19 protein-coding genes are annotated in these 20,873 nt (G+C 56.9%); 2 read left to right on the top strand and 17 right to left on the bottom strand.

Going from position 1 to position 20,873, the window contains the following annotated elements:
- Positions 1-35 precede the first annotated feature (35 nt).
- The 6 genes from HMPREF9334_RS08520 to HMPREF9334_RS08495 form a co-directional block, all read right to left on the bottom strand.
- Positions 36-680, bottom strand: a complete 645-nt coding sequence (locus HMPREF9334_RS08520) for a CBS domain-containing protein (protein ID WP_006693064.1) — start codon at positions 678-680, stop codon at positions 36-38.
- Between the two features lie 209 nt (positions 681-889).
- Positions 890-1,627 carry an ABC transporter ATP-binding protein gene (locus tag HMPREF9334_RS08515; RefSeq protein ID WP_006693063.1) on the bottom strand — a complete coding sequence of 246 codons (738 nt, stop codon included), beginning with the start codon at positions 1,625-1,627 and terminating at the stop codon, positions 890-892.
- A 1-nt stretch (position 1,628) separates the two neighbouring features.
- Entirely contained in the window at positions 1,629-2,399 is a 771-nt protein-coding gene (locus HMPREF9334_RS08510; protein ID WP_006693062.1) for an ABC transporter ATP-binding protein, read from the bottom strand.
- Entirely contained in the window at positions 2,399-3,349 is a 951-nt protein-coding gene (locus tag HMPREF9334_RS08505) for a branched-chain amino acid ABC transporter permease (RefSeq protein WP_006693061.1), read from the bottom strand. The genes HMPREF9334_RS08510 and HMPREF9334_RS08505 overlap by 1 nt, the downstream gene beginning before the upstream one ends.
- A gap of 12 nt (positions 3,350-3,361) precedes the next feature.
- Positions 3,362-4,246, bottom strand: coding sequence for a branched-chain amino acid ABC transporter permease (locus tag HMPREF9334_RS08500; protein ID WP_006693060.1), 885 nt, complete (start codon positions 4,244-4,246; stop codon positions 3,362-3,364).
- 71 nt (positions 4,247-4,317) lie between these two features.
- Positions 4,318-5,490 carry an ABC transporter substrate-binding protein gene (locus tag HMPREF9334_RS08495; RefSeq protein WP_039957443.1) on the bottom strand — a complete coding sequence of 391 codons (1,173 nt, stop codon included), beginning with the start codon at positions 5,488-5,490 and terminating at the stop codon, positions 4,318-4,320.
- Positions 5,491-5,935: 445 nt separating this feature from the next.
- Between HMPREF9334_RS08495 and HMPREF9334_RS08490 the strand changes: the two genes are divergently transcribed.
- Positions 5,936-7,195, top strand: a complete 1,260-nt coding sequence (locus tag HMPREF9334_RS08490; RefSeq protein WP_006693058.1) for a diaminopimelate decarboxylase family protein — start codon at positions 5,936-5,938, stop codon at positions 7,193-7,195.
- Positions 7,196-7,237: 42 nt separating this feature from the next.
- Here the strand turns inward: HMPREF9334_RS08490 and HMPREF9334_RS08485 are convergent, their stop codons facing one another.
- The 11 genes from HMPREF9334_RS08485 to HMPREF9334_RS08440 all read right to left on the bottom strand — a co-directional run bounded on the left by HMPREF9334_RS08485 (position 7,238) and on the right by HMPREF9334_RS08440 (position 19,613).
- Positions 7,238-7,807 carry a lipid-binding SYLF domain-containing protein gene (locus tag HMPREF9334_RS08485; protein WP_039957441.1) on the bottom strand — a complete coding sequence of 190 codons (570 nt, stop codon included), beginning with the start codon at positions 7,805-7,807 and terminating at the stop codon, positions 7,238-7,240.
- A gap of 219 nt (positions 7,808-8,026) precedes the next feature.
- On the bottom strand, positions 8,027-9,418 hold the full coding sequence (locus HMPREF9334_RS08480; RefSeq protein ID WP_006693056.1) for a GntP family permease: 1,392 nt from the start codon (positions 9,416-9,418) through the stop codon (positions 8,027-8,029).
- A gap of 186 nt (positions 9,419-9,604) precedes the next feature.
- Positions 9,605-9,841 (bottom strand): glutaredoxin family protein, encoded by a 237-nt coding sequence (locus tag HMPREF9334_RS08475; RefSeq protein WP_006693055.1) that lies wholly within the window; start codon positions 9,839-9,841, stop codon positions 9,605-9,607.
- 13 nt (positions 9,842-9,854) lie between these two features.
- Positions 9,855-10,085 (bottom strand): glutaredoxin family protein, encoded by a 231-nt coding sequence (locus tag HMPREF9334_RS08470; RefSeq protein ID WP_006693054.1) that lies wholly within the window; start codon positions 10,083-10,085, stop codon positions 9,855-9,857.
- A gap of 18 nt (positions 10,086-10,103) precedes the next feature.
- Positions 10,104-11,036, bottom strand: a complete 933-nt coding sequence (locus HMPREF9334_RS08465; RefSeq protein ID WP_006693053.1) for an NAD(P)/FAD-dependent oxidoreductase — start codon at positions 11,034-11,036, stop codon at positions 10,104-10,106.
- 261 nt (positions 11,037-11,297) lie between these two features.
- Positions 11,298-16,307: a TonB-dependent receptor plug domain-containing protein gene (locus tag HMPREF9334_RS08460; protein WP_006693052.1), complete on the bottom strand. Its 5,010-nt coding sequence runs from the start codon at positions 16,305-16,307 to the stop codon at positions 11,298-11,300.
- A 283-nt stretch (positions 16,308-16,590) separates the two neighbouring features.
- Entirely contained in the window at positions 16,591-16,992 is a 402-nt protein-coding gene (gene tsaA, locus HMPREF9334_RS08455) for a tRNA (N6-threonylcarbamoyladenosine(37)-N6)-methyltransferase TrmO (RefSeq protein ID WP_006693051.1), read from the bottom strand.
- 175 nt (positions 16,993-17,167) lie between these two features.
- Positions 17,168-17,536 carry a PBECR3 domain-containing polyvalent protein gene (locus tag HMPREF9334_RS11765; RefSeq protein ID WP_006693050.1) on the bottom strand — a complete coding sequence of 123 codons (369 nt, stop codon included), beginning with the start codon at positions 17,534-17,536 and terminating at the stop codon, positions 17,168-17,170.
- Entirely contained in the window at positions 17,533-18,486 is a 954-nt protein-coding gene (locus HMPREF9334_RS08450; RefSeq protein ID WP_006693049.1) for an asparaginase, read from the bottom strand. Before HMPREF9334_RS08450 ends, HMPREF9334_RS11765 begins: the two co-directional genes overlap by 4 nt.
- Before the next feature lie 188 nt (positions 18,487-18,674).
- Complete coding sequence (locus tag HMPREF9334_RS08445; RefSeq protein ID WP_006693048.1) at positions 18,675-19,016, bottom strand: nitrous oxide-stimulated promoter family protein; 342 nt, start codon at positions 19,014-19,016, stop codon at positions 18,675-18,677.
- A 27-nt stretch (positions 19,017-19,043) separates the two neighbouring features.
- Positions 19,044-19,613 carry a flavodoxin family protein gene (locus HMPREF9334_RS08440; protein WP_006693047.1) on the bottom strand — a complete coding sequence of 190 codons (570 nt, stop codon included), beginning with the start codon at positions 19,611-19,613 and terminating at the stop codon, positions 19,044-19,046.
- A gap of 101 nt (positions 19,614-19,714) precedes the next feature.
- On the opposite strand from HMPREF9334_RS08440, the gene HMPREF9334_RS08435 reads away from it, so the two are divergent.
- The gene (locus HMPREF9334_RS08435) at positions 19,715-20,872 is read left to right on the top strand and encodes an MFS transporter (RefSeq protein ID WP_006693046.1); all 1,158 of its coding nucleotides are present in this window, start codon (positions 19,715-19,717) and stop codon (positions 20,870-20,872) included.
- Position 20,873 lies beyond the last annotated feature (1 nt).

The raw sequence follows: 20,873 nt of genomic DNA, 5'->3' as shown, positions 1-20,873 counted from the left end.
CTAAAACGGCAGAGTTTTTGTATGGATGAAGGTGTTCAGCCGATCTGGATCACGTGGCTGACCTTGAATCCCTTCGCCCAGAGGCGTTCCTTGACCGTGTCTACGTCGTCGATGTCGGCGCGGATGATGATCTGATAGGTGCCGCTTGGCTGCGGGAGTGTGACCATGCTGTCGATGCTGATGTCGAGGTCGGCAAGGACAGTCGAGATGTCACGCAGAACGCCCTTGCGGTCAGAAACGTCGATCGTGAGTCGTGTCTTGCCGCTGTCCAGTCCCATGACGGCGATAAAGGCACGGAAGATGTCCGTGGAGGAGATGATGCCGACGAGCTTGCCAACCTCAGAGAGAACGGGGACACCGCCGATCTTCTCGCGCTCCATGACGAGCGCAGCCTCCTCGATCGTCATCGTATCGGTGACGGTGATGACGTTCTTCTGCATGACATCGGCGACCTTGATCTTTGAGAGCAGGGTGCGCACTTCGTAGCGATCGAGTGTGGTTGCCGCAGACGGCGAAGCGCGCAGGAGATCGCGGTTCGTGAAAAAGCCGACGAGCTTTCCGTGCTCCACGACGGGGAGACGACGGAAATGCCCCTTGTCCATGAGCTTTTCTGCCTCGTCCATACCTGCATCGGGCGCAATCGTGACAGGGTTCTTGGTCATACAGTTGGCAACAAACATAAATGCTTCCTCCTTGCCAATGGATACGTGTGATATGTTTCTAAATATTCGCCTTAATGAATGAAATATCCTTTTCGGGAAATGTAAAATCGTTCAGATTGGAGCAGATTTGTCGTTCGATCAAGCGGACCAACCGGACGCATAGATAAACCTATGTGGAGGATTTGGACGCGCAGATTGGGCGGAAAAGATGCCCAATCTGCGCGATTTTACCCGCCCAGATACGCTTTGCGCACATCCTCACTCGCCGCCAACTCATTTGCGTCGCCCGCGAGGGTGATGCGTCCCGTCTCAAGGACATAGGCGCGGTTTGCGATGGAGAGCGCCATGTTCGCGTTCTGCTCGACGAGAAGGATGGTCGTGCCCGTCTTGTTGATGTCAACGATGATCGAGAAAATCTCCTTGATGAGCAGTGGTGCAAGCCCCATCGACGGCTCGTCGAGGAGCAGAAGGCGCGGACGGCTCATGAGCGCACGTCCCATGGCGAGCATCTGCTGCTCGCCGCCCGAGAGTGTGCCCGCCTGCTGGGCGATGCGCTCCTTCAGGCGCGGGAAGCGCGTAAAGACCATCTCCATGTCGGCGGCGATGCCGTCCTTGTCACTGCGCGTGAACGCGCCGAGCTCAAGGTTTTCGAGCACGGTCATCTCGGCGAAAATGCGCCGCCCCTCGGGCACTTGTGAGATGCCGGCGCGTACGATTTCATGTGCGCCCGTACCCGCGATATTTTTGCCCTCAAATTCGACCGTGCCGCTCTTCGGTGCGATCAGTCCCGAGATCGTGCGGAGCGTCGTGGACTTGCCCGCACCGTTCGCGCCGATGAGGGTGACGATCTCGCCTTCCTGCACATCAAGGGACAGCCCCTTGAGCGCGTGAATTGCGCCATAGTAGACCTCCAGATCCGTGATGCGGAGCATAGGGGCGCCTTTCATAGTCGTTTCGTTTTCCATCTTATTCCTCCGCTCCCAGATATGCACGGACGACCTCGGGATTCGAGCGAATCTCCGCAGGAGTACCGTTCGCGATGATTGCACCGTACTCGAGGACGTAGATGCGCTCACAGATGCCCATGACGAGCGACATATCGTGTTCGATGAGGAGGATTGTGATGCCGAAGTCCTTCTTGACCCAGCGAATCATCTCCATGAGTTCAAGGGTCTCCTGCGGGTTCATGCCCGCCGCCGGCTCGTCGAGGAGCAAAAGGCTCGGCTGCGCCGCGAGTGCACGCGCGATCTCCAGCCGCCGCTGCGCGCCGTAGGGCAGGTTCTTCGCCTTCTCCTGTGCCACATCTGCGAGATGGAAGATCTCAAGCAGACGGTATGCCTCCTCCGCGAGCTTCTTCTCCTCCATTCGGTAACGCCCAAGGCGCAGGACGGATTCGAGAAGTCCGTAGTTCATGTGACAGTGGTAGGCGATCTTGACATTGTCGAGCACGGAGAGCTCGCCGAAGAGACGGATGTTCTGGAACGTACGCGCAATGCCGCGCTCTGTGATCTGGTATGGTTTCAGACCGACGATGCTCTTGTCCTTGAACAGGATCTCGCCCGTGGTCGGCTGATAAACCCCCGTAAAGAGGTTGAACGCCGTCGTCTTGCCCGCGCCGTTCGGACCGATGAGACCGAGGAGCTCGCCGTTTTTGATGTGCACATTGAAGTCCACAATCGCCTTCAGCCCGCCAAAGACCATCGAGACATCGGTCGCCGTGAGTAAATCCTTTGCCATTACGCCTCGCCTCCCTTCTTGAAGAAGCGGCGGAGCGGCTGCATTGCCGTGATCTCGACATAGCCGAAGAGGCCCTGCGGGCGGTAGAACATGAGCAGGATGAGCGCGAGCGCGTAGATAATCATGCGTGCATTCGGGAAGCTCGCGAGTGCTGCCGAGAGGAAGGTGACGACGAGCGCTCCCGCAATCGAGCCGGTCATCGAGCCGAGGCCGCCCATGACCACCATGATGAGGATGTTGAACGACTGCATAAACGTGAACGAGGCGGGGCTGAGGATGTACATATTGTGTCCGAAGAGTACGCCCGCAACTCCCGCGAAGAACGCGCCAATGGTGAATGCGAGTACCTTGTACACCGTTGTATTCACACCCATCGACTCCGCTGCAATCTCATTCTCGCGGATCGCAAGACACGCGCGGCCGTGGCGCGAGTTCACGAAATTTTTGATAAGGAAGAGCGTCGCAAGCATGAGGAAGAACACCCACGTAAAATTCGTGAGGTGCTGAATGCCCTTGAACCCCGCCGCACCGCCGACGTACGGAACGTTGATAATCACGATGCGAACGATCTCACCGAGGCCGAGCGTTGCGATGGCGAGGTAGTCGCCGCGCAGGCGCAGCGTCGGCAGTCCGATGAGCGCACCGAGGAGCCCCGCCGCAATGCCGCCAGCGAGAATGGCGACGGGGAACACCGCGTGGAAATTTGTTGTGAGCACCACGCCGACATACGCGCCGACCGCCATAAATCCGGCATGACCCAACGAAAATTGTCCGGTGTACCCGTTGATCAGGTTGAGACTTGCCGCAAGGATGATGTTGATGCCCGCAAAGATGAGGTTGAGCTGCCAGAACGCACTCAGCATCCCTGCACTCGTCAGCCCCATGATAATACCGTAGATGACGAGGGCGAAGACGAGCATTTTGAGATCATTTTTCTGCAATAAATTCATCTGCGCACCTCCTTAGACCTTTTCCTTGATATTTTTCCCGAAAATTCCTGCGGGCTTGAGGAGCAGGACGAGAATCAGGATGGCGAACGCCGCCGCATCGCGGAACATCGAGAAGCCGAACCCTGAGATAAAGGCCTCGACGATGCCGAGAACGAGCCCACCGACCACCGCGCCTGGCAGGATGCCGATGCCGCCGAACACTGCCGCGACGAATGCTTTGATGCCGGGCATGAGACCCATGAGGGGATCGATGGAGTTGTAGTAGATGCCGATGAGCACGCCCGCGACCGCCGCGAGTGCCGAGCCGATGGCGAACGTGACCGAGATGATGCGGTTCGCGTTGATGCCCATGAGCTGCGCCGCCTCCGTGTCGTACGATGCGGCGCGCATCGCCTTGCCAATTTTGGTCGAGCGGACAATGTAGGTGAGGATGAGCATAAGCACAAAGGTCACGCCCATGATGAGAAGCTGCTGCCCGCTGATGATGAGCCCTGCCACATCAAAGGATACGTCGCTGATCGTTGCGGGGAAGGTGCGCGGCGTGGGGGAGACGACCGCCATCATGACGTACTCGAGGAGGAACGATACGCCGATTGCCGTGATGAGCACGGAGATGCGCGGTGCGTGACGCAGCGGACGGTAGGCGAACCGCTCGACGAGGACGCCGAGCAGGGACGTGACCGCCATCGAAATGAGGATCGCGGGCAGAACGGGGATGCCGAGCGTGATGGCGTAGAAGCCGAGGTATGCGCCGACCATATAGATGTCGCCGTGCGCAAAGTTGATGAGCTTGATGATGCCGTAGATCATCGTATAGCCGAGCGCAATCAGCGCGTAGATGCTGCCGAGTGAGATGCCGTTGATCAGCTGTTGGAGTATCTGGTGCATAAACTCCATAGAATAACCACCTCCATGTGATAAAAAAGAGCCGCACTTTGCGGCTCTTTGTGCACTCTTAGCCGAATGGATTACATACTCGGCATAATCTTTGCGACGACAACGCGGTCGCCGTCCTTGTTCTCGAGAATGACCGCCTGCTTGATCGGGTTGTGCTGCGCATCCATCGTGATCGTACCCGTGCCGACGACGAGATTCTTCGTCTCCTCGATCGCCTTGCGGAGTGCCTCGGGATCATCCGAACCCGCGCGCTTGAGCGCATCCACGAGCAGCTTGCCCGCATCGTAGCCGAGTGCCGCGAAGACGTTCGGCGCATGGTTGTATTCCTTCTGGAACGCCTCGATGAAGGGGCGTACGGACTCATCCTTGTCGGAGTAGTGCGTGCTGAAGTACGTGTTGTTGAGTGCCGCTGCGCCCGCCAGCTCGGCGACCTTCGGATCGTCCCAGCCGTCCGTGCCGATGATGGGCGCGGTGATGCCGATCTCGCGTGCCTGCTTGACGATCTTGCCGACCTCTTCATAGTAAGCGGGGACGAAGATGACATCCGCGTTTGCCGCACGCAGACGCGTGAGCGTCGCCTTGAAGTCCTGATCCTTTGCAAGGAATCCTTCGGTCATAAGTACCTGACCGCCGCCCGCCGTAAAGACCTTCGTAAAGACCTCGGCAAGGCTCTTGGAGTAGTCCGTCGAGTTGTCGATGTAGATGACCGCCGTCTTTGCCTTGAGCGTATCGAGTGCGAACTTCGCCATGACATCGCCCTGCTGCGGGTCGATGAAGCAGCTGCGGAAGATCCACGGCTTTACTGTGCCGTTCTCCACGGTGACATCGACTGCCGTTGCATCCGGTGCAATGACGGGAACCTTGTTGTCCGTCGCCACCTGTGACTCTGCGATGACGTTGCCCGTCGTCGCGGGCCCGACGATTGCGCGGACGTGGTCGTCGGAGATGAGCTTTGTCGCCGCGTTGATCGACTCCGCCGCCTCGGACTTGTTGTCCGCCTCAACGAGGACGATCTTCTTGCCGTTGATGCCGCCCGCGTCGTTTGCTTCCTTGATCGCGAGTTTCAGACCCTCAAGCGTCGACGTGCCGTAGTTCGCCGTGTTGCCCGTCATCTCGAAGTTTGCGCCGATGCGGATCTCATCCGACTTCGCCGCATCGTCGCCGCAGCCCGCAAGCGCGGAGCCGAGGAGTGCGGTGCCGACGAGTGCGGCCGCGAGACGCAGGGCTCTTCCTCCAAATATCATAAATGATACCCCCTTCATCAGTTCTCCATATAGATATGTAAGAAAAAAAAGATAGCCCCCATTATAGGGGAGAGACGGGTTTTCGTCAAGGTATACAATTTGAGACTTCCATATGATGCCCCTCACGAACGCCTCGTTGCGCAATCGATCGCATGCTTGTATGCTTAAATACCGGCGGACTTCTTAAACGCGCTTCGCTTGAACGAAAGAAATCCGCCGGGGCATACCGCACGCTTTTCTCGCTTGCTCCACTAGGGTTCGCTTCGGAACATCATACTCCATCGGCGGATTGACAGAGGTCTTTTTTCGTTGCTATAATAACGAGACTTCTAGACCTGATAGCCTCCCCCGTGCGACACGGGGGAGGGGGACCACGCGAAGCGTGGTGGAAGGGGCGTTTCTTCCTCCAATTGCGAGGGAGAAGCTCATATAGAGGGAGGACAATATGAACGAAAAGACATTCCCGCTCACGCAGGAAGAGACCCTGCGGCTGATCGAGCGATATCCGACCCCGTTTCACCTCTACGACGAGGCGGCCATCCGCGCGAACTTCCGCCGCCTGCGCGATGCCTTTGCGTGGGCACCGCACTTCCGCGAGCACTTCGCCGTGAAGGCACTGCCGAACCCACGCATTGTTCAGCTTCTCCACGAGGAGGGGGCGGGCACGGACTGCAGCAGCATCGCTGAGCTTCTGATCTCGGAGGCGGCAGGGGTTACGGGCGAGGAGATCATGCTCACGTCGAACGATACACCCTACGATGAGTTCCAAAAGGCAATCGAACTCGGTGCCGTCATCAACCTCGACGATATCACGCATCTGGACTACATGGCGCAGCACGCGGGGCTGCCCGAAGTGCTGAGCTTCCGCTACAACCCGGGTGATCTCATCGAGGGAAACGATATCATCGGAAAGCCGATGGAGGCGAAATACGGGCTCACACGTCCGCAGCTCTTCGAGGCCTACGCGCGTGCGCGTGAAATGGGGGTGCAGCGGTTCGGCCTGCACACGATGGTGATCTCGTCCGAGCTGCGCACCGAGGCGTTCCTCCTCACCGCGCGCATTATGTTCGAGCTCGCAGCCGAACTCAAGGAACAGCTCAATATCACGCCCGAGTTTATCAACCTTGGCGGCGGCTTCGGTATTCCGTACCGTCCCGAGGAGAATCCCGTCAACTACGCGGCGATTGGCGCGGGCGTGCAGCGGCTCTACAATCACATCATGGTGCCCGCAGGGCTCGGCGATGTCGGCATCCGCACGGAGAGCGGACGCGCCATGACGGGCGACGCGGGCTGGCTCGTCTCCACCGTCCTTCACGAGAAGGACACCTACAAACACTACATCGGTCTGGATTCCTGCATGGCAAATCTCATGCGTCCTGCGCTCTACGGCGCGTATCACCATATCACCGTACTCGGCAAGGAGCACGCGCCCGCCGACCACATCTATGATATCACGGGCTCGCTCTGCGAGAACAATGACAAATTCGCCATTGACCGTGCCCTGCCGAAGATCGACATCGGCGACATCGTCATCATCCATGACACGGGCGCACACGGCAGTGCGATGGGGTTTAACTACAACGGCAAACTCCACTGTGCCGAACTCCTCCGCCGCACGGACGGCAGCATCGAGCTGATCCGCCGCGCGCAGACACTTGACGATTACTTTGCAACGCTGAAATACGATGGCTCGCTGATGCAATAGAAAAAGAGGATTGCGCCGCTGCAATCCTCTTTTTCGTGGGAATTACGAATTGAGCTTTCGGTTCGGATAGATGCTGAGCCCTTTAAGCATCGCTCCAACGGCGAGCCCCTTCGTCGTGATCTGATAGACCCATGTGTCCTTTGCGACGATGTCCGCGCCCTCGATCGCACCTCCTGAATAGCCGTCCGTTGCGGAGACTTCCGCTGCACCGCCAACCTTGAACTTGCCTGAGATAAAGGAATCCCATGCGTGTTTTGTGCCAAAGACGAAGATGAGATCGTATTCTTTCACGCCAAGCCCGATGCCGACCTGATACGCCTCCATCTTCATGTAGAGCTGTTCACCAGTGCGGTTGTTCACGGCAAGACCGCGTCCGTGTGCGCCGCCGAGCAGCCCCAGCTGTGAACCGGTAGCACTGAGTGTCGCGTACCCATAAGCATTGTTGATGACATCGCGCGCATCGGGGGAGAGCTCATAGAGGTTCGTGAGTGCCTGTGTGTGAAGCTCTTGGATTTCGGTGCGCTGCTGATTTGCACTTTTGGCGAATGCCGTGACTGAAAATGCAAGGAGCAGTGTGAGTGTGAGGACAATAAGCCGTGTTGGGAACTTCATGGTAACCTCCTTGCCGTATGGCAACAGAAATGAATGATAGAGAACGCTGATAAAATGCAGGCGTCAGATTGGCGCGACTGAATTCATCAGTGCTTCTATGCTTTATTCTACGGTCTTTTTCTGTCACTGGCAAGAAAAAGATAGATTGGAATGTGGAAACACCTGCATAAGAAAAGAGTATTGCATGACGCAATACTCTTTTGTAGATTCTTGTGAATATCAGCTCAGCACCATACTCAGCAGTGCGATCTCCACAATCGCCGCAATGCCAAGCACGAGCGTACCCATGGTTTGGACGCGGTAGCCCTGATCGGGGGTCAGACCGCTGAACTCCGAGACCACCCAGAAATAAGAATCGTTCGCGTGTGAGACGGTCATCGCACCTGCGCCGATTGCCATACAGGCGAGCGTCGCCTGTATCGGTGTCTGGAAACCGAGGACGGGGAGCAGCGGCGCGATAATGCCCGCTGTCGTAATCATCGCGACGGTCGAGGAACCCTGCGCGGTCTTGAGGACGGCGGAGAGCAGGAAGGGGAAGAAGATCCCGAGCCCGCCGAATACATCCGCATGCGCCGAGATGTAGCGCACCATATCTGAGACGGCGATCACCTTGCCGAGCACGCCGCCCGCTGCCGTAATGAAAAGGATCGGACCGACCGTCATGAGACTGGAGTTGCATATATCGTAGAACTCATGTGAGCGGTTCACAGAGAAGAGCTGCAGCGCAGCGAATGCCATACCGACTGCGAGCGCGATGATCGGCGTGCCGAGGAAGCGCAGGAGCTCCGCGACAAAGCCTGTCTGCCCCAGCATCACGACCACGGAGGAAATCGCCATCAGCGAGATCGGGACGATGATGGGTGCGAGCGTGCTGAACCCCGAGGGCAGTTTGCCGTAGGAAGCGATGAGATCCTTGTAGACGCGTGCAATCTCATCCGGATCCACCTCGTCCTTTGACTGTACGCGTTTTCCGATCCAACGTGCGAAGAAATAGCCGGCGATCAGCGGGAAGATCGAGCAGAGCAGCCCCATCCCGATGACCTGCAGGAGGTAGTCGCCGATGCCGAGTGTGCTTGCCGCTGCAATCGGTCCCGGTGTCGGCGGGATAAAGACGTGTGAGATAAAGAGACCGGAGCTCAGGGCAAAGGTCATGGAGACGGCAGAGACGGCGGTGCGGCGTACAAGTGCCTTGCGGATCGGATCGAGGATGACGAAGCCCGAGTCGCAGAACACGGGGATCGAGACCACCCAACCCATGAGCTGTACGGCGAGGACGGGACTGTCCTTGCCCACGAGGCGGATCATCATGTCCGCGAGCTTCAGCGCACCGCCCGTCTTTTCGAGTACCGTGCCGATCATTGCACCGAGGATGATGACGATGCCGATGCTCGTAAACGTCCCCGAGAATCCCTGTCCGACGACGGTGGCAAGTCCGTGCTGTACGGCCCCGTCGGCGAGTTTATGATCCACGAGAGGGATGCCCGCGACGAGCCCCAGACCGAGCGAGACGAGCATGATCGAGATGAACGGATGGATGCGCAGCTTTGAAATCATGACGATCATGATGACGATCGCCAGCCAAAACGCGAGGATAAGCGGTAATCCTGTCATGTCAAAACCTCCTTGCATCGGAGCTCGGCAGTCCCATGCCGTACCCCTTTCAACGAAATCTTCCTGCATGCCTATTTTAATCCGATTCAAAAATTTTGGCAAGATGAAAGATAAAAAAAGAGGGGCTGCCACACGAAAATTGAAAAGTTTTCATGCGGCAGTCCACTTTGGTCGACAGGTACGCCATTACTTTGCTATTCCGAGTATCTTGTCCAGCTTCGTGCGGTCGTAGCTGACGGCAAATTCTTTGCCGTCAGCCGTTGTCACGGGGACGATGGTATCGCCCGAGAGACGGCGGCATTCCTCGCGCGCCACTTCGTCCTTCTCAATGTTGTATTCCTCGTAGGGGATTCCGCGATATTTGAGGTACTTCTTCACCTTGACGCACCACGGGCAGACCGTGATGGAGTAGACCTTGACCATAGCCGCGCCTCCTTTAGATGCCGAGGAGGCGGTCAATGGCGGGCTGATCGAAACCGCGCACATACTCGCCGCTGTCCGCGAGGATGACGGGGCACGCGGCCTCGCCCGTGAGCTTTACGAGATCATCGTAGGCGGCGGGCTCCTTCTCAATGTCGCGCACCGTGTAGGCGACACCCTTCTTATCGAGATACTTCTTTGCCTTCGTGCACCACGGGCACGCGTCGAACGAAAAAACTTGAATCATGGGATTTCCTCCTCTATATCACTTCTTCAAACCCGCGAGATACTTCTCCGCGTGGAGTGCGGCGGTTGTGCCATCGGCGGCGGCGGTCGTCAGCTGGTGAATCTCCTTCACGCGGATGTCGCCCGCGACGAATACCCCGGGGATCTCCGTGCGGCAATTCTCGTCCGCTGCAATGTAGCCCGTCTCCGTGAGCTTCAGCTGCCCTACAAAGAGGTCGGTATTCGGGAGAACACCGATGTTGACGAAGATGCTGTCCACAGGCAGCGTCTCCGTCTTGCCCGTGTCCTTGTGCAGAAGGTCAACGGACGTGAGCCGATCCTCACCGTTCAGATGCGTGATCTCCGTCTCAAGCATAACCGTCACCTTCGGATTCGCATAGAGCGCATCCTGCGAGGACTTGTCCGCACGCAGCTGCGAGCGATGGATGAGATAGAGATGCGACGCGTACTTCGTGAGGAAATTCGCCGCATCGACCGCTGCGTTGCCGCCGCCCATCACCGAGATCACCTTGTCCTGATACGTGTGCCCGTCGCACATATGGCAGTAGTGCACGCCGCGATTGAAGTAGTGCGGCTCCTGCGGCAACGGCAGCTTGCGGCGGTTCATGCCAGAGGCGATGATGATGACGGGCGTCTCGTAGATGTACGTCTCCGTCTCGACAATCTTCGGCGTGGATTTGAGGTCGACGCGCTCAATGCGGTCGAACTCGTCAATCTCCGCACCGAAATTCGTCGCCTGCTTTTCGAGTGTGCCGATCAGCTCCATCCCGCTCACGCGCTCAAAGCCCGGATAGTTCTCGATGTCCGCCGCCGTCGCGATCTGTCCGCCGACGAGCGAGTTCTCAAGCACGAGCGTCCTCAGATTCATGCGACCGCAGTAGAGCGCGGCAGTCAGACCCGCCATGCCCGCACCGATGATGACGACATCTTTTTGTATGTGTTCCTTTGCCATAGATTCATCCCCTTTGATAAATTCTGACCTTTTGATTATTATAGCATGTCTGTCAAGATGTGACTGTGATAAATCACACAAAAATAGCCCACACTCCACTGTGGACTATCTTTGCTGTGTATTATATTTTAGGAGAGCTTTGGAAACATCCGAGGACGTTCCCTAACGAAAGCCTGAATAAAATATAGCACATCTGAGAGTGAAAATCAATAGGTGTTTGGGAAAAATTTTCAGCGAAATGTGGAGTGCGAAAAGTTTTTCTTAGAAACGGTAAGTCACCTGCGCACGCGTATAGTTTCCGAGCTTGAACTTCTCTGAGCCGTGGATCGTGTCGCGGCGGTTCGTGCCCTTCGCGTCGAAGGTGTAGAACAGCTCGACGAGCCAGTTCTCCGCGGGGACGTAGCCGCCGCCGATCGTAAAGCTCTGGATGCCGTCGAGGTAGCGGTCAGGTAGGAAGCCCGTGCCGTTGCCGCCGAAGAACGAGCCGTGCTCGAAGTGCTTGTAGTCCACGAATGCGTTCCACGTTCCGGCGTGATCCGTGTCCGCGCGCCCGATGTCGAGGCGAACCGTCCAGAACTTCGGTGCGCTGCCCATGCTGCGTCCCTTCGGGGTGAAGATGTCGGTACGTGCAGGGTGGTCGTACATCGTCACGCCGTTCATGTACTTGCCGAAGCGCGTGAAGTTATACCCATAGTCGAGCGAGACGGCGGCCTTTGGACTCATCTGCCATTGTGCACCGAGGGCAAAGACGTTCGCGAGCTGACGGAAGGTATGACGGTCGTTGTCCTTGCCGTTTGCAATGCGCGTCGTATAGTTCTTGTCGCCGATGGAGCGCAGATACCATGCTGCGACACCGAGGTTCGGACGCACCTGCTTGCGGTATTGGACGAAGAACGCCTTGTCAATCGGCGGAATCGTATCCCGCTCGACCACTGTGCCGGAGGTCTTGATGAGGTAGCCGACGACATCACCGAGGGCGGGACGGGGCTGCTTGTTGCCGGACTCGGATTCCTCCAGGATCTGCTCCAGACGCTGAAGATACTCATAGCTGATCTGGTTCATGTTCGACAGGAGGTAGTTGCTGGCTGCATCCGCGGAGGGTTTTTGGTAGAGTTCTTCCTTGAAGAAGTTGAGCACATCGACGTTGGTAATTTTATACTTGTACGGAGACGGCTCACTGTATTCATAGTCTGCCTTATAGGTACCGATTACACCGTCAAAGGTATAGTCCTCTGATTCTGTCGTCCAGTCACTGGAGGACTTGCCGCGTCCGCCGGAGAGATCCCAGACTTCTCCCAGCTTTTCTGTAATGGGGCGTCCTTCGGAATCGAATTTATACTCGTTCCAATTCTCCTTCGCCCGATATTCGGCAATCTTCTCGTAGGTGCTCTTCACGGCATCGGCGTTCTTATGGAAGTAGGAGCCATCCGATTTTAAGGCATCAGGGTCGCTCGGGTTGATGGAGAATTTCTTTTCCATCTCACGCGCCCATGCCTTGCCGGCAGGCGATGTCTCGCCGTCCGGCCCGTTGAAGTTGACCTGTGTCCGTTTGATCTTCACATTCCCGTGAGAATCTTTGATGCGGTAGTAGACGTATGAACCGAACGCAGGCGGCCGGAGCGGAATATTCTTCGAGGAAAGTGCGCTGCCATACACCTGATTGACGATGGACAGCATCCGCTTGATAACCTCTGTCTTCTGCTCTATTGTCGCCGCATCCTTGAGCTGTTGGTAGAAGTAGAGATTTTGGGTGATCTCTGTATTTCCTTCCATCTTTGCAGCAGCGTACTCTCTGTTGCCCTGTTCAGTAGTTTTTGAAAGATCGTATTTATCGGGAATGTCCTTGTTGATGCCGAGGAATTCGGCAATGGTCGGCGGGCGGTAGAATGTTTCGTAGGTGACATGGGTATATGCCGTGTCCGCGACACCGGTCGATTGCTTGAACGTACCAAAACCAAGACGCACCTGTGAGCTCTTACCGGTATAGACACCGCGGATACCGTCGTACTCGCGCCCGAACCAGTAGCCGGTGACGCCCATCGGCTCCGTGAGACGGCCGAGGGAGAGATCCCATTTCTTCATGCGCTGGGTGACATCCGCCTCATCGAGACGCGCCTTGCCGAGTCCCTTGCTGTCCGGCTGGCTGTGTGCGGGGTCAACGCCCGTGGTACCCGAGAGACTGCCGACGATCTTGATGTTCGTATTCTCGGCGACACGCGCATCCGCACCGATGCGCAGACGCTGCTCGAAACCATGCTCGTTCTCGTCGTGCAGATTGCGTATGGCGTTCTCGCGGATGTAGGAGGTCGCCGTGTAGGTGGGCTGGGGGCGGTTCGTGCCGCCATGTGCTGTCCAGCGCCACTGATAGTCCCCGATGAGAGAGATGCCCCTCTCCTTGCTCTCGTCGAACGGGCGCGCAAGGAAGTTGTTCAGCAGTGCCGCTTCCTGTTCGCCCATCTCCGTCGTACCATTTGTGAGGAGACTCTTTTTGGGACCTGACGTGTCGAACTTGAAGTTCGCGCCGATGCGGTAGACACGTTCCTGCGTCGCACGGTCGTCGTCGCGGTGGTTTAATATGTTGTTCACGCCGACGTAGACCATCGCGTCCTCGCTGAGTTTCTTCTGCAGCATGAAGTTCCAGATGCCGAAGCTCTTTTCCTGATACTCCTGCTTCTTGTTTACTGCGAGGGAGCCGTCCAGATAGTCCGTCCAGTAGTTCGCACCGTTTGCAAGGGTGTTGCTGTCGAGCATCTTCATGTAATAGTCGCCCCAGAGCTGTGCGAACCAGCCCGTCTTCTTGTCCTCGTAGGAGATGCCGATGTCAATTTTGTGCATTGGGCGATCGAGCAGTCGTTTCGGCATGAGTGGGTCGCTCTTGTTAAGCGCATGGAGATAGGTGTAACCAAGGCGTGTGCTGAAATGCGGCCCGATTTTCTGCCGCACCTCTGCCTCGACTCCCGTAATCTCGGCTTTGCCGATGTTCTTGAAGCTGTAGATCAGATCGGGGGCGCGCATCCACTTGTCGTCGTCACTGAGCTGCGGGGCAAAATCCTGCACATCCCCGGTGTAGTAGACGGTCATGTAGTTGCGGATGCGGTTGTGGAACACCCCGACACGGGCATAGGTGTTCTTCGTCTCACCCTCGATGCTCATATCGAGATTGAGGGATTTCTCGGGCTGCAGGTTGGGATTGCCCTCAAACCACCAGCCCATCTTTGCCTCACCGATGGCGACGGGGGTGCTGCCGTACATCTCCCAGTTGTACCAGAGCTCGCCCATGCCCGGCTCTGCGTAGCTCGTGCCGATGTTCGTCTTGAAGCGGAGATGCGAATTGCCGCCGACGTTGTGCGTCATGCCGATGCTGCCGGAGAGATTCGTACCAAAGAGGTTGCTGTGATCGACACGCAGGATGGGGAAGAGCATCGTGTCCTTCGAGAGCTGCCATGTGTCGCCGATAAAGAAGTGCTGCTTGTTGATCGTACCGCTGCCGACAGTGAGGCGTTGGTCACGCTCCCAATACTCTTCGAGGAACATCTTTCCATTGAGTGTGGGCGTGTGTGGATCATTTTTGTCCGCGCGCTCAATGCCTTTTTTATAGTAATCGCCGACAATATTGGATCCTGGATATGCCGTACCCCCATGACGCGCACTGTACTCATTTTCAAGACGCGTCTTTAGCGTATCATAGTCACTTTTCAAATTGGCACGCGGATTGTTCAGCTTTCGTGTGCCGACGTATAAGTCTCCGTACCAATCCTCAGTGAGCTGCTGATTGATATTGTGTTCTACATAGTCCTCATACGACAGCCCCGCCCTTGAACCGTCGGGTTTCTTGGCCCCCGGGTTGAATGCACCGGCACTCCCGTCGTAGTGGTAGTACTCATAGTCCTTGTCCCACTTGCGCCTTCCGCCGTTCGGATTGTCAAAAAATTTATAGTCATGGATGTGTGACCAGATATAATTTTTGTCGTCCTCACCGCGCTGCAGACGGTCCTGCTTATCAACGAGCAGGCTCTTGTCATAGTCCCACGGGTCGATATAGCGCGTCGTTGTATTCGGGGAGCTCTTGAGTCGGCTGCCCTCACCGGACTCGCTTGAGATGCCAAAGCCGAAGGAGAGGAGATGCTTGTCGCTCATCTGGGTATTCATCGACGCCTTGAAATCCGTCTGCTTGTGATCGACATTGTCTACATAGCGCAGCTCGTTCTTGCCCTCGTATATATTTTTGCCCTCGTAGTTGATGAGGGATACGCTGTCCTCTTTGAGATTCGTCGTGTTCAGCTCGACCGTCCAATCGCTCACGTTGCTGTAGCCGTTCCAACTGATGTTATAGGCGTTGCGGTCTGCGACCCGCTTGAAATGCTGCTGCGGCTCCAACTCGGAGTCCGTGCGCTTGACATCGCGGACGAGATCCTCGGCGTAGTGATCCATGCGAAACTCGAATGTGTTCTGCGCATCCGGCTCGTACGTTCCGACGAGACCAACGTTCGCTGTATCGCCATAGTAGCGCAGAACAGGAGCGTGCCAGTCCTTGACCTTGTTCCATGCGGTATCGCGCAGCGCAGGGGGGATTGTGCTCCGCAGCCCCCTGCTCGCGTATACGGGCATGATCTCGCGCTTGCTGCCCGAGAGCCCGAGGCGCAGCTTGCCCATCTGCCCAGAGTCCGCACGCAGGAAGAAATTCGAGAACGGCAGCCCGTCGTCGTTCTCGGTCTTCAGCCCCTCCCAGTTGAACTGCAGTCCAGGCTCCTTTGTCGCCTTGCGTGTGATGATGTTGACAACACCGCCGATGGCATCCGAGCCGAACTTCGAGCTTGCCGCCCCCTGGATGATCTCGATGCGTTCGACGTTCTCCGTGCCGAGGCGCATGACCTCGTCCGCCGCGCCCGAGTATTTCGCGAGGTCGCCGAGGACGGGCTGCCCATCCACGAGGATCAGCGTATGGCGCGGCTCTGCGCCGCGGATCGAAACACCGACGCGGCCCATCGCATCCACTGTGCGCGAGACACCTGTCTCGCTGAAGATGATGTCTTCGACGGACTTCGCCTGTTTCTTCTCGATATCTTCCTTCGTGATGATGGTCTTCTGCTGGGACTCCATCTTTGCTTCTTCCTGCGCGGCATCCACCTCAACGTGAATGTCAGCAGTAGAAACACTGCCCCCCCCCCGTGTACCATCGTCCGCCCATGCGGTATAGGCGGGCAGGGCGAGCCATGCCGAGATTGCGTAAGAGAGCAGGCGCAGGGAGCGCTGACTCTTTTTCCGAACCATGTGATCCTCCTTCGTACAGAAACAAACCCGTTCCGATCCATCGGAACTCCGTCATGTGTCCGCAAATGTATCCGTGAAAATCTTTTTATCGTATCATGATAAATGAAAAAGATAATCGAGCTTAATTTGCGCATGAGTATTATAATGGTGAATGGGATTCATTACAAGTACATAACGGAAAAATTTTTGAATTTTCTTTTCTAATGAAGTAAATAAAATGAACTTCATATCAAAAATGGACACCTTGTTTACTTGAAAACAAGGTGTCCAGCATATCTGGTATTTATGGTATCGATATGATATCCATTTTTGTATACGGCTTGATGTCGATCACACTGCTGCCGTCGAGTGCGTCGAGTCCCTTCACGCGGAGGGAGCTGCCGTTGTACTCGATCAGCTCGACGATGCAGAGGGACAGCGGGTTCGGACGCCCTGGGGAGCGGCTGGCAAAGACTCCGTGGAGCTCCTTCGCGGCGGGCGGGATGGTCTTGAGGATGTCCCGCTTCGCCAGATGCGCCCAGTAGAGGACGATGAGGTATTTGTTCTGCTCGATTTTGAGCAGTCCGTCCGAGAAGTCCGGATGAATCTCGATCTCCGAGATCTCCTCGCTCATGCGTCCTTGTCGAGGGATGTCCGTGAGGTTTTTGTAGGCGTTATGAACGACGCCGATTTCTTGAAGCTGCATTGTATCCTCTTCCTAATTAGAAAATGGAGCTACATCTCTGTAGCCCCATTTCTGCTCTGAGAATAGGCAGGGTGACATTCCTGCATCTCCTACTCAGGTCTTTCGACCATCCGGTGACGGCTGCCCGTTCCGTCCTCTGCTTCTCATTCCTTGTGTCTAGTATAAAGCATTTTGTTTATTTCGTCAAATGCTTTAGAGTGCCTTTTTGAATAAAATTACGAACTCGATTGGGATTCAGTACGTAGAGAGAACGCGCATAATATCTCCCAGAGAGAGAAATACGAACAGCTACTTTTACATACTCGTGTTCATCAATCTGAAATTCGCGAACATATTCAATGGATTGATCACTTGGATTTGCACCGACATAATCGGGGGTGCTTAGGATCAGCGAGATGTAGTCGTGATATTTTTGATAGTCCTGCGGGTGACTTGTCTGCATATGTTCTCTATTGCTTTGCCCTAAATAGATCGGTGTATTCGCTTGGCACGGAAGCGCTAACAGGTCAATTACTTCCTGCGTAATATAGGCAAGCGGCTTCATCTCGGTTCACCGGAGTTTTTCTCAAGTGATTTCACCGTTTCTCCCTCGGGCGTCTCTGCAAGCCTCTGCATCAGCAGCACGTAGAGTGCCTCGATGGGGAGCGTGCCGCCCGCGAGGACACCGAGCTCGGCGGCGCGGACGCCGACTTCGTAGTGTGAGATGTCCGCGCCGTCATAGATGCACTGTGTTGTGAGTACGATGGTGCAGGCGCGTGTCCGTGCGCGGTCGAGCGTGGGGAGAAAGCTCTCCTCGGCATCGTCGCCGGGGACGCTGCCGAGTCCGTAGCCCTCCAGGATGATGCCGCGATAGCCCGCAGCGATGTGTGCGTCAATCGTGATGGGCTTCATGCCGGGATAGAGCCGCAGGACGGCGACGCGCGTGTCGAGTGCATCGTGCAGATGAAAGGGGACGGTCGGTGTGGACGGGGCGGTGAGGTCGATCTCTGCGCGTCCGATGCTGCGAAATGCGTCGTCCGCAAGGGAATGAATTTTCTTCGCAGCATTCCCGTGGATGAGCCGTCCGCCGAACGCGAGACAGACGCCTACAAAGTCGCTGCAGGCCGCCTCGTATGCAAGGCGCAGATTCCCCTCTGCATCCGAGCCGTCCGTACCGAGCGGACGCTGCGAACCTGTGAGGATAACGGGGCGGTCGATCTGTTCGAGCATATAGTAGAGTGCGGCGGAGGTATATGCCATGGTATCCGTGCCATGCGTGATGATAAAGCCGTCATAGTCCGTGCGGCAGTCTGCAACTTTGCGTGCGATCGTCTGCCAGTGGGAGGGCGCAATGTTTGTGGAGTCCAGTGCGAGGAGATCGATGACCTCGATTGCGCTGCCTGTCGCGCCGAGTGCCGCACGCATATCTTCGCCGGAAAGGGCGGGGCGCAGTCCGTGCTCCGTTTCGCGTGAGGCGATTGTGCCGCCCGTAGCGATGAGGAGGATCTTTTTCATGAGTGTTGACCTTTCTTTTCGCGTCGACGTGCGCAAGGAGTCGCTGATAAAATGAAGTCCGTCAGATTGGTGCAGAATTTTTGTCCTGCCAAGGAAACAAACCGGACGCATAGCCGCTGTGCTATGTGGAGGATTTGTTGACACAGGCAGGGCGAAAAGGATGCGCCAAGATGGCGGACTTCATTTTATCAGCGACTCCTTAGATCGATCCACATATGGCGGAGGGTCATGATGGGGCGATGGAGGAGCATACGAGGACCACTGTAGCGCATGACGGCACGTATCTGTTCGCGCATAGCGCGGCTGTAGCAGTGGACGGGGCATGCGGAGCAGAAGGACTTGACCTCCATGCGCGGACAGCGGATGATGCGGTCGCGTGCGTAGTCGAGGAGACGGCGGCAGTCGGGGCACAGTGCGGGCGCACCGTCCGTCTCCGCTGTGCGGTGTGCGTGCCTGTGTCCACGGCAGTAGAGGGCGATCATCTCCGTCATGACATCCGCTTCCATTGTTCGTTTCTTTTCGGTGTTCATATCGATAAATCTTTCATTTCTTGAAAATTATCGAGGAATGGCAGTACGGCTGTGTTTCTTTTCCTCCTGTGCGCGGCGGAATTTGTCGAGGAGATCGAGCTTGTGCTCCATCTTCTCGACAAATGTGCGTGCGGCGGCGCGATCCTCCTCGTTCGGATGGTCGGCGGCGCGTACCCAACGCTCCTGTGCCTCGGGGCTGTTGTGTGTGTCGTCGGGATCGGATTTCTTGCGGCGGGCGATGAGCGCGGGCGAGAGTTTTCCCTGTGCGGAGAAGGTGCCGAGAATTTCAGCGCTTTCACCGAGCAGGTAGGCGGCGCGTGCGAACGAGGTGACGGCGTGCTCCGAGCCGACATCTGCACCGTGTGTCTGGAAGAGCAAGACACACGCATCTTTGACCTTTGGCAGATATGTCTTCATGAGGTCATCGGGACCGCCGCGCCGCAGCCAGTAGCCGAGCGCGACGACATCGTACGCGGAGAGATCCGTCGGCGCATCCTGCACGCGGAAGAGATCTCCGCCCGATGCACCCGCGATTTCCTCGGCGATTGCCTTTGTGTTGCCCGTGGTGGATGAATAGATGACAGCCCATTTCCTCATATTGTGAATACTCCTTTACTTTTTCGTCTCGTTTGTTACAATACATTACATCACATTTTCGAACGGTTTGCAAGGATGTTGGTCACAGGAGGATGTTTGTCATGAATACGAACATACGGCACGCGACAGCGCTGCTCTCGACGGGGCACGCGATGGTGGATTTCTATGCGAATTTCCTGCCGATCCTCCTGCCGCTGCTCATGCTGAAATTCGATCTGTCGCTGACGATGTGCGGTGTGCTCGTCATGGTCGCGTCCGTGACGACGAATATGCTGCAGCCGATTTTCGGCTACCTCATGGACAAGCGCAATTTCAGCCCGCTGCTTCCGTACATCGTGCCTGCCGCAGCCGTCCCAATGTGCATGGTCGGGTTTGCAGGACACACGGCGCTGCTCTTTGTGCTCGTCGCGGTGACGGGGGCGGCGGTTGCAGCGTATCACCCGCTCTCGTCAATGCTCGTCGGACGGACGGCGGCAGAGGGGCGCGGCAATGGCATGATGAGCTACTTCATTGCGGGCGGCAACGCAGGCATGGCATTCGTGCCGCTCGTCCTCGTGGCATTCCTCGAAAAGCTGTCACTCGCGGCATTGCCGCTCCTGATCCTGCCTGCCGCGCTCATGGGCGTACTCTTTGTCCGCTCGGGGCTATGCGCCGTCTCCTCTCTGCCGGAGCATGCGGTGCGGGCACGTCCGAAGCTCAGCAGCGTCCTCTTTGCACGCACGACGATCACGCTGAATCTCGCGATGGGTCTGCGCTGCTGGACGCATGGCGCGTTCGGGACATTCCTGCCCCTGCTGCTCGTCGGAAATGGGGAGGATACGAGCGCAGCGGGGCTGTTCCTCACCATCTTCATGGTTGGTGGCATGATGGGCGGACTATTCGGCGGCAATCTTGCGGACAAGTTCACGGGGCGGGGGATCATTGTGACCTTTCTTGCGCTCGGCATCCTGCCCTGTGCGTACTACTTTACCCATGTGAGCGCGGATGTGCTCGGCGGCATCGTCCTCTTTGCCGCAGGCTTTGCTCTGATGGCACCACAGCCGAGCTCGATTATCTGGGCGCAGCAGGCACTCCCCGAGAATGCAGGCATGGCATCGGGGATGATGCTCGGTATGTCGTTCGGTCTTGGCAGCCTCGGCGTGGCGGCGACGGCGGCACTCGGGGATGTCATCGGACTCGCGCCTGCGCTCCTCGTCTCCGTCCTTGCACTCCCGCTTGCGGCTATCCTCGCGCATATCACACCGGAGCCGCGTTCGTAGC

This window comes from Centipeda infelix ATCC 43532, assembly GCF_000234095.1.
Classification (GTDB): Bacteria; Bacillota; Negativicutes; order Selenomonadales; family Selenomonadaceae; genus Centipeda; species Centipeda infelix.
Note: the sequence above shows the minus strand (reverse complement) of the source record. Positions and strands in the feature narration are given on the sequence as shown.

What these genes read in the sequence shown, in the direction of transcription:
- HMPREF9334_RS08520 (WP_006693064.1), bottom strand. Translation starts at nt 680, where the DNA reads ATGTTTGTTGCCAACTGTATGACCAAGAACCCTGTCACGATTGCGCCC.
- HMPREF9334_RS08515 (WP_006693063.1), bottom strand. Translation starts at nt 1,627, where the DNA reads ATGGAAAACGAAACGACTATGAAAGGCGCCCCTATGCTCCGCATCACG.
- HMPREF9334_RS08510 (WP_006693062.1), bottom strand. Translation starts at nt 2,399, where the DNA reads ATGGCAAAGGATTTACTCACGGCGACCGATGTCTCGATGGTCTTTGGC.
- HMPREF9334_RS08505 (WP_006693061.1), bottom strand. Translation starts at nt 3,349, where the DNA reads ATGAATTTATTGCAGAAAAATGATCTCAAAATGCTCGTCTTCGCCCTC.
- HMPREF9334_RS08500 (WP_006693060.1), bottom strand. Translation starts at nt 4,246, where the DNA reads ATGGAGTTTATGCACCAGATACTCCAACAGCTGATCAACGGCATCTCA.
- HMPREF9334_RS08495 (WP_039957443.1), bottom strand. Translation starts at nt 5,490, where the DNA reads ATGATATTTGGAGGAAGAGCCCTGCGTCTCGCGGCCGCACTCGTCGGC.
- HMPREF9334_RS08490 (WP_006693058.1), top strand. Translation starts at nt 5,936, where the DNA reads ATGAACGAAAAGACATTCCCGCTCACGCAGGAAGAGACCCTGCGGCTG.
- HMPREF9334_RS08485 (WP_039957441.1), bottom strand. Translation starts at nt 7,807, where the DNA reads ATGAAGTTCCCAACACGGCTTATTGTCCTCACACTCACACTGCTCCTT.
- HMPREF9334_RS08480 (WP_006693056.1), bottom strand. Translation starts at nt 9,418, where the DNA reads ATGACAGGATTACCGCTTATCCTCGCGTTTTGGCTGGCGATCGTCATC.
- HMPREF9334_RS08475 (WP_006693055.1), bottom strand. Translation starts at nt 9,841, where the DNA reads ATGGTCAAGGTCTACTCCATCACGGTCTGCCCGTGGTGCGTCAAGGTG.
- HMPREF9334_RS08470 (WP_006693054.1), bottom strand. Translation starts at nt 10,085, where the DNA reads ATGATTCAAGTTTTTTCGTTCGACGCGTGCCCGTGGTGCACGAAGGCA.
- HMPREF9334_RS08465 (WP_006693053.1), bottom strand. Translation starts at nt 11,036, where the DNA reads ATGGCAAAGGAACACATACAAAAAGATGTCGTCATCATCGGTGCGGGC.
- HMPREF9334_RS08460 (WP_006693052.1), bottom strand. Translation starts at nt 16,307, where the DNA reads ATGGTTCGGAAAAAGAGTCAGCGCTCCCTGCGCCTGCTCTCTTACGCA.
- tsaA (WP_006693051.1), bottom strand. Translation starts at nt 16,992, where the DNA reads ATGCAGCTTCAAGAAATCGGCGTCGTTCATAACGCCTACAAAAACCTC.
- HMPREF9334_RS11765 (WP_006693050.1), bottom strand. Translation starts at nt 17,536, where the DNA reads ATGAAGCCGCTTGCCTATATTACGCAGGAAGTAATTGACCTGTTAGCG.
- HMPREF9334_RS08450 (WP_006693049.1), bottom strand. Translation starts at nt 18,486, where the DNA reads ATGAAAAAGATCCTCCTCATCGCTACGGGCGGCACAATCGCCTCACGC.
- HMPREF9334_RS08445 (WP_006693048.1), bottom strand. Translation starts at nt 19,016, where the DNA reads ATGAACACCGAAAAGAAACGAACAATGGAAGCGGATGTCATGACGGAG.
- HMPREF9334_RS08440 (WP_006693047.1), bottom strand. Translation starts at nt 19,613, where the DNA reads ATGAGGAAATGGGCTGTCATCTATTCATCCACCACGGGCAACACAAAG.
- HMPREF9334_RS08435 (WP_006693046.1), top strand. Translation starts at nt 19,715, where the DNA reads ATGAATACGAACATACGGCACGCGACAGCGCTGCTCTCGACGGGGCAC.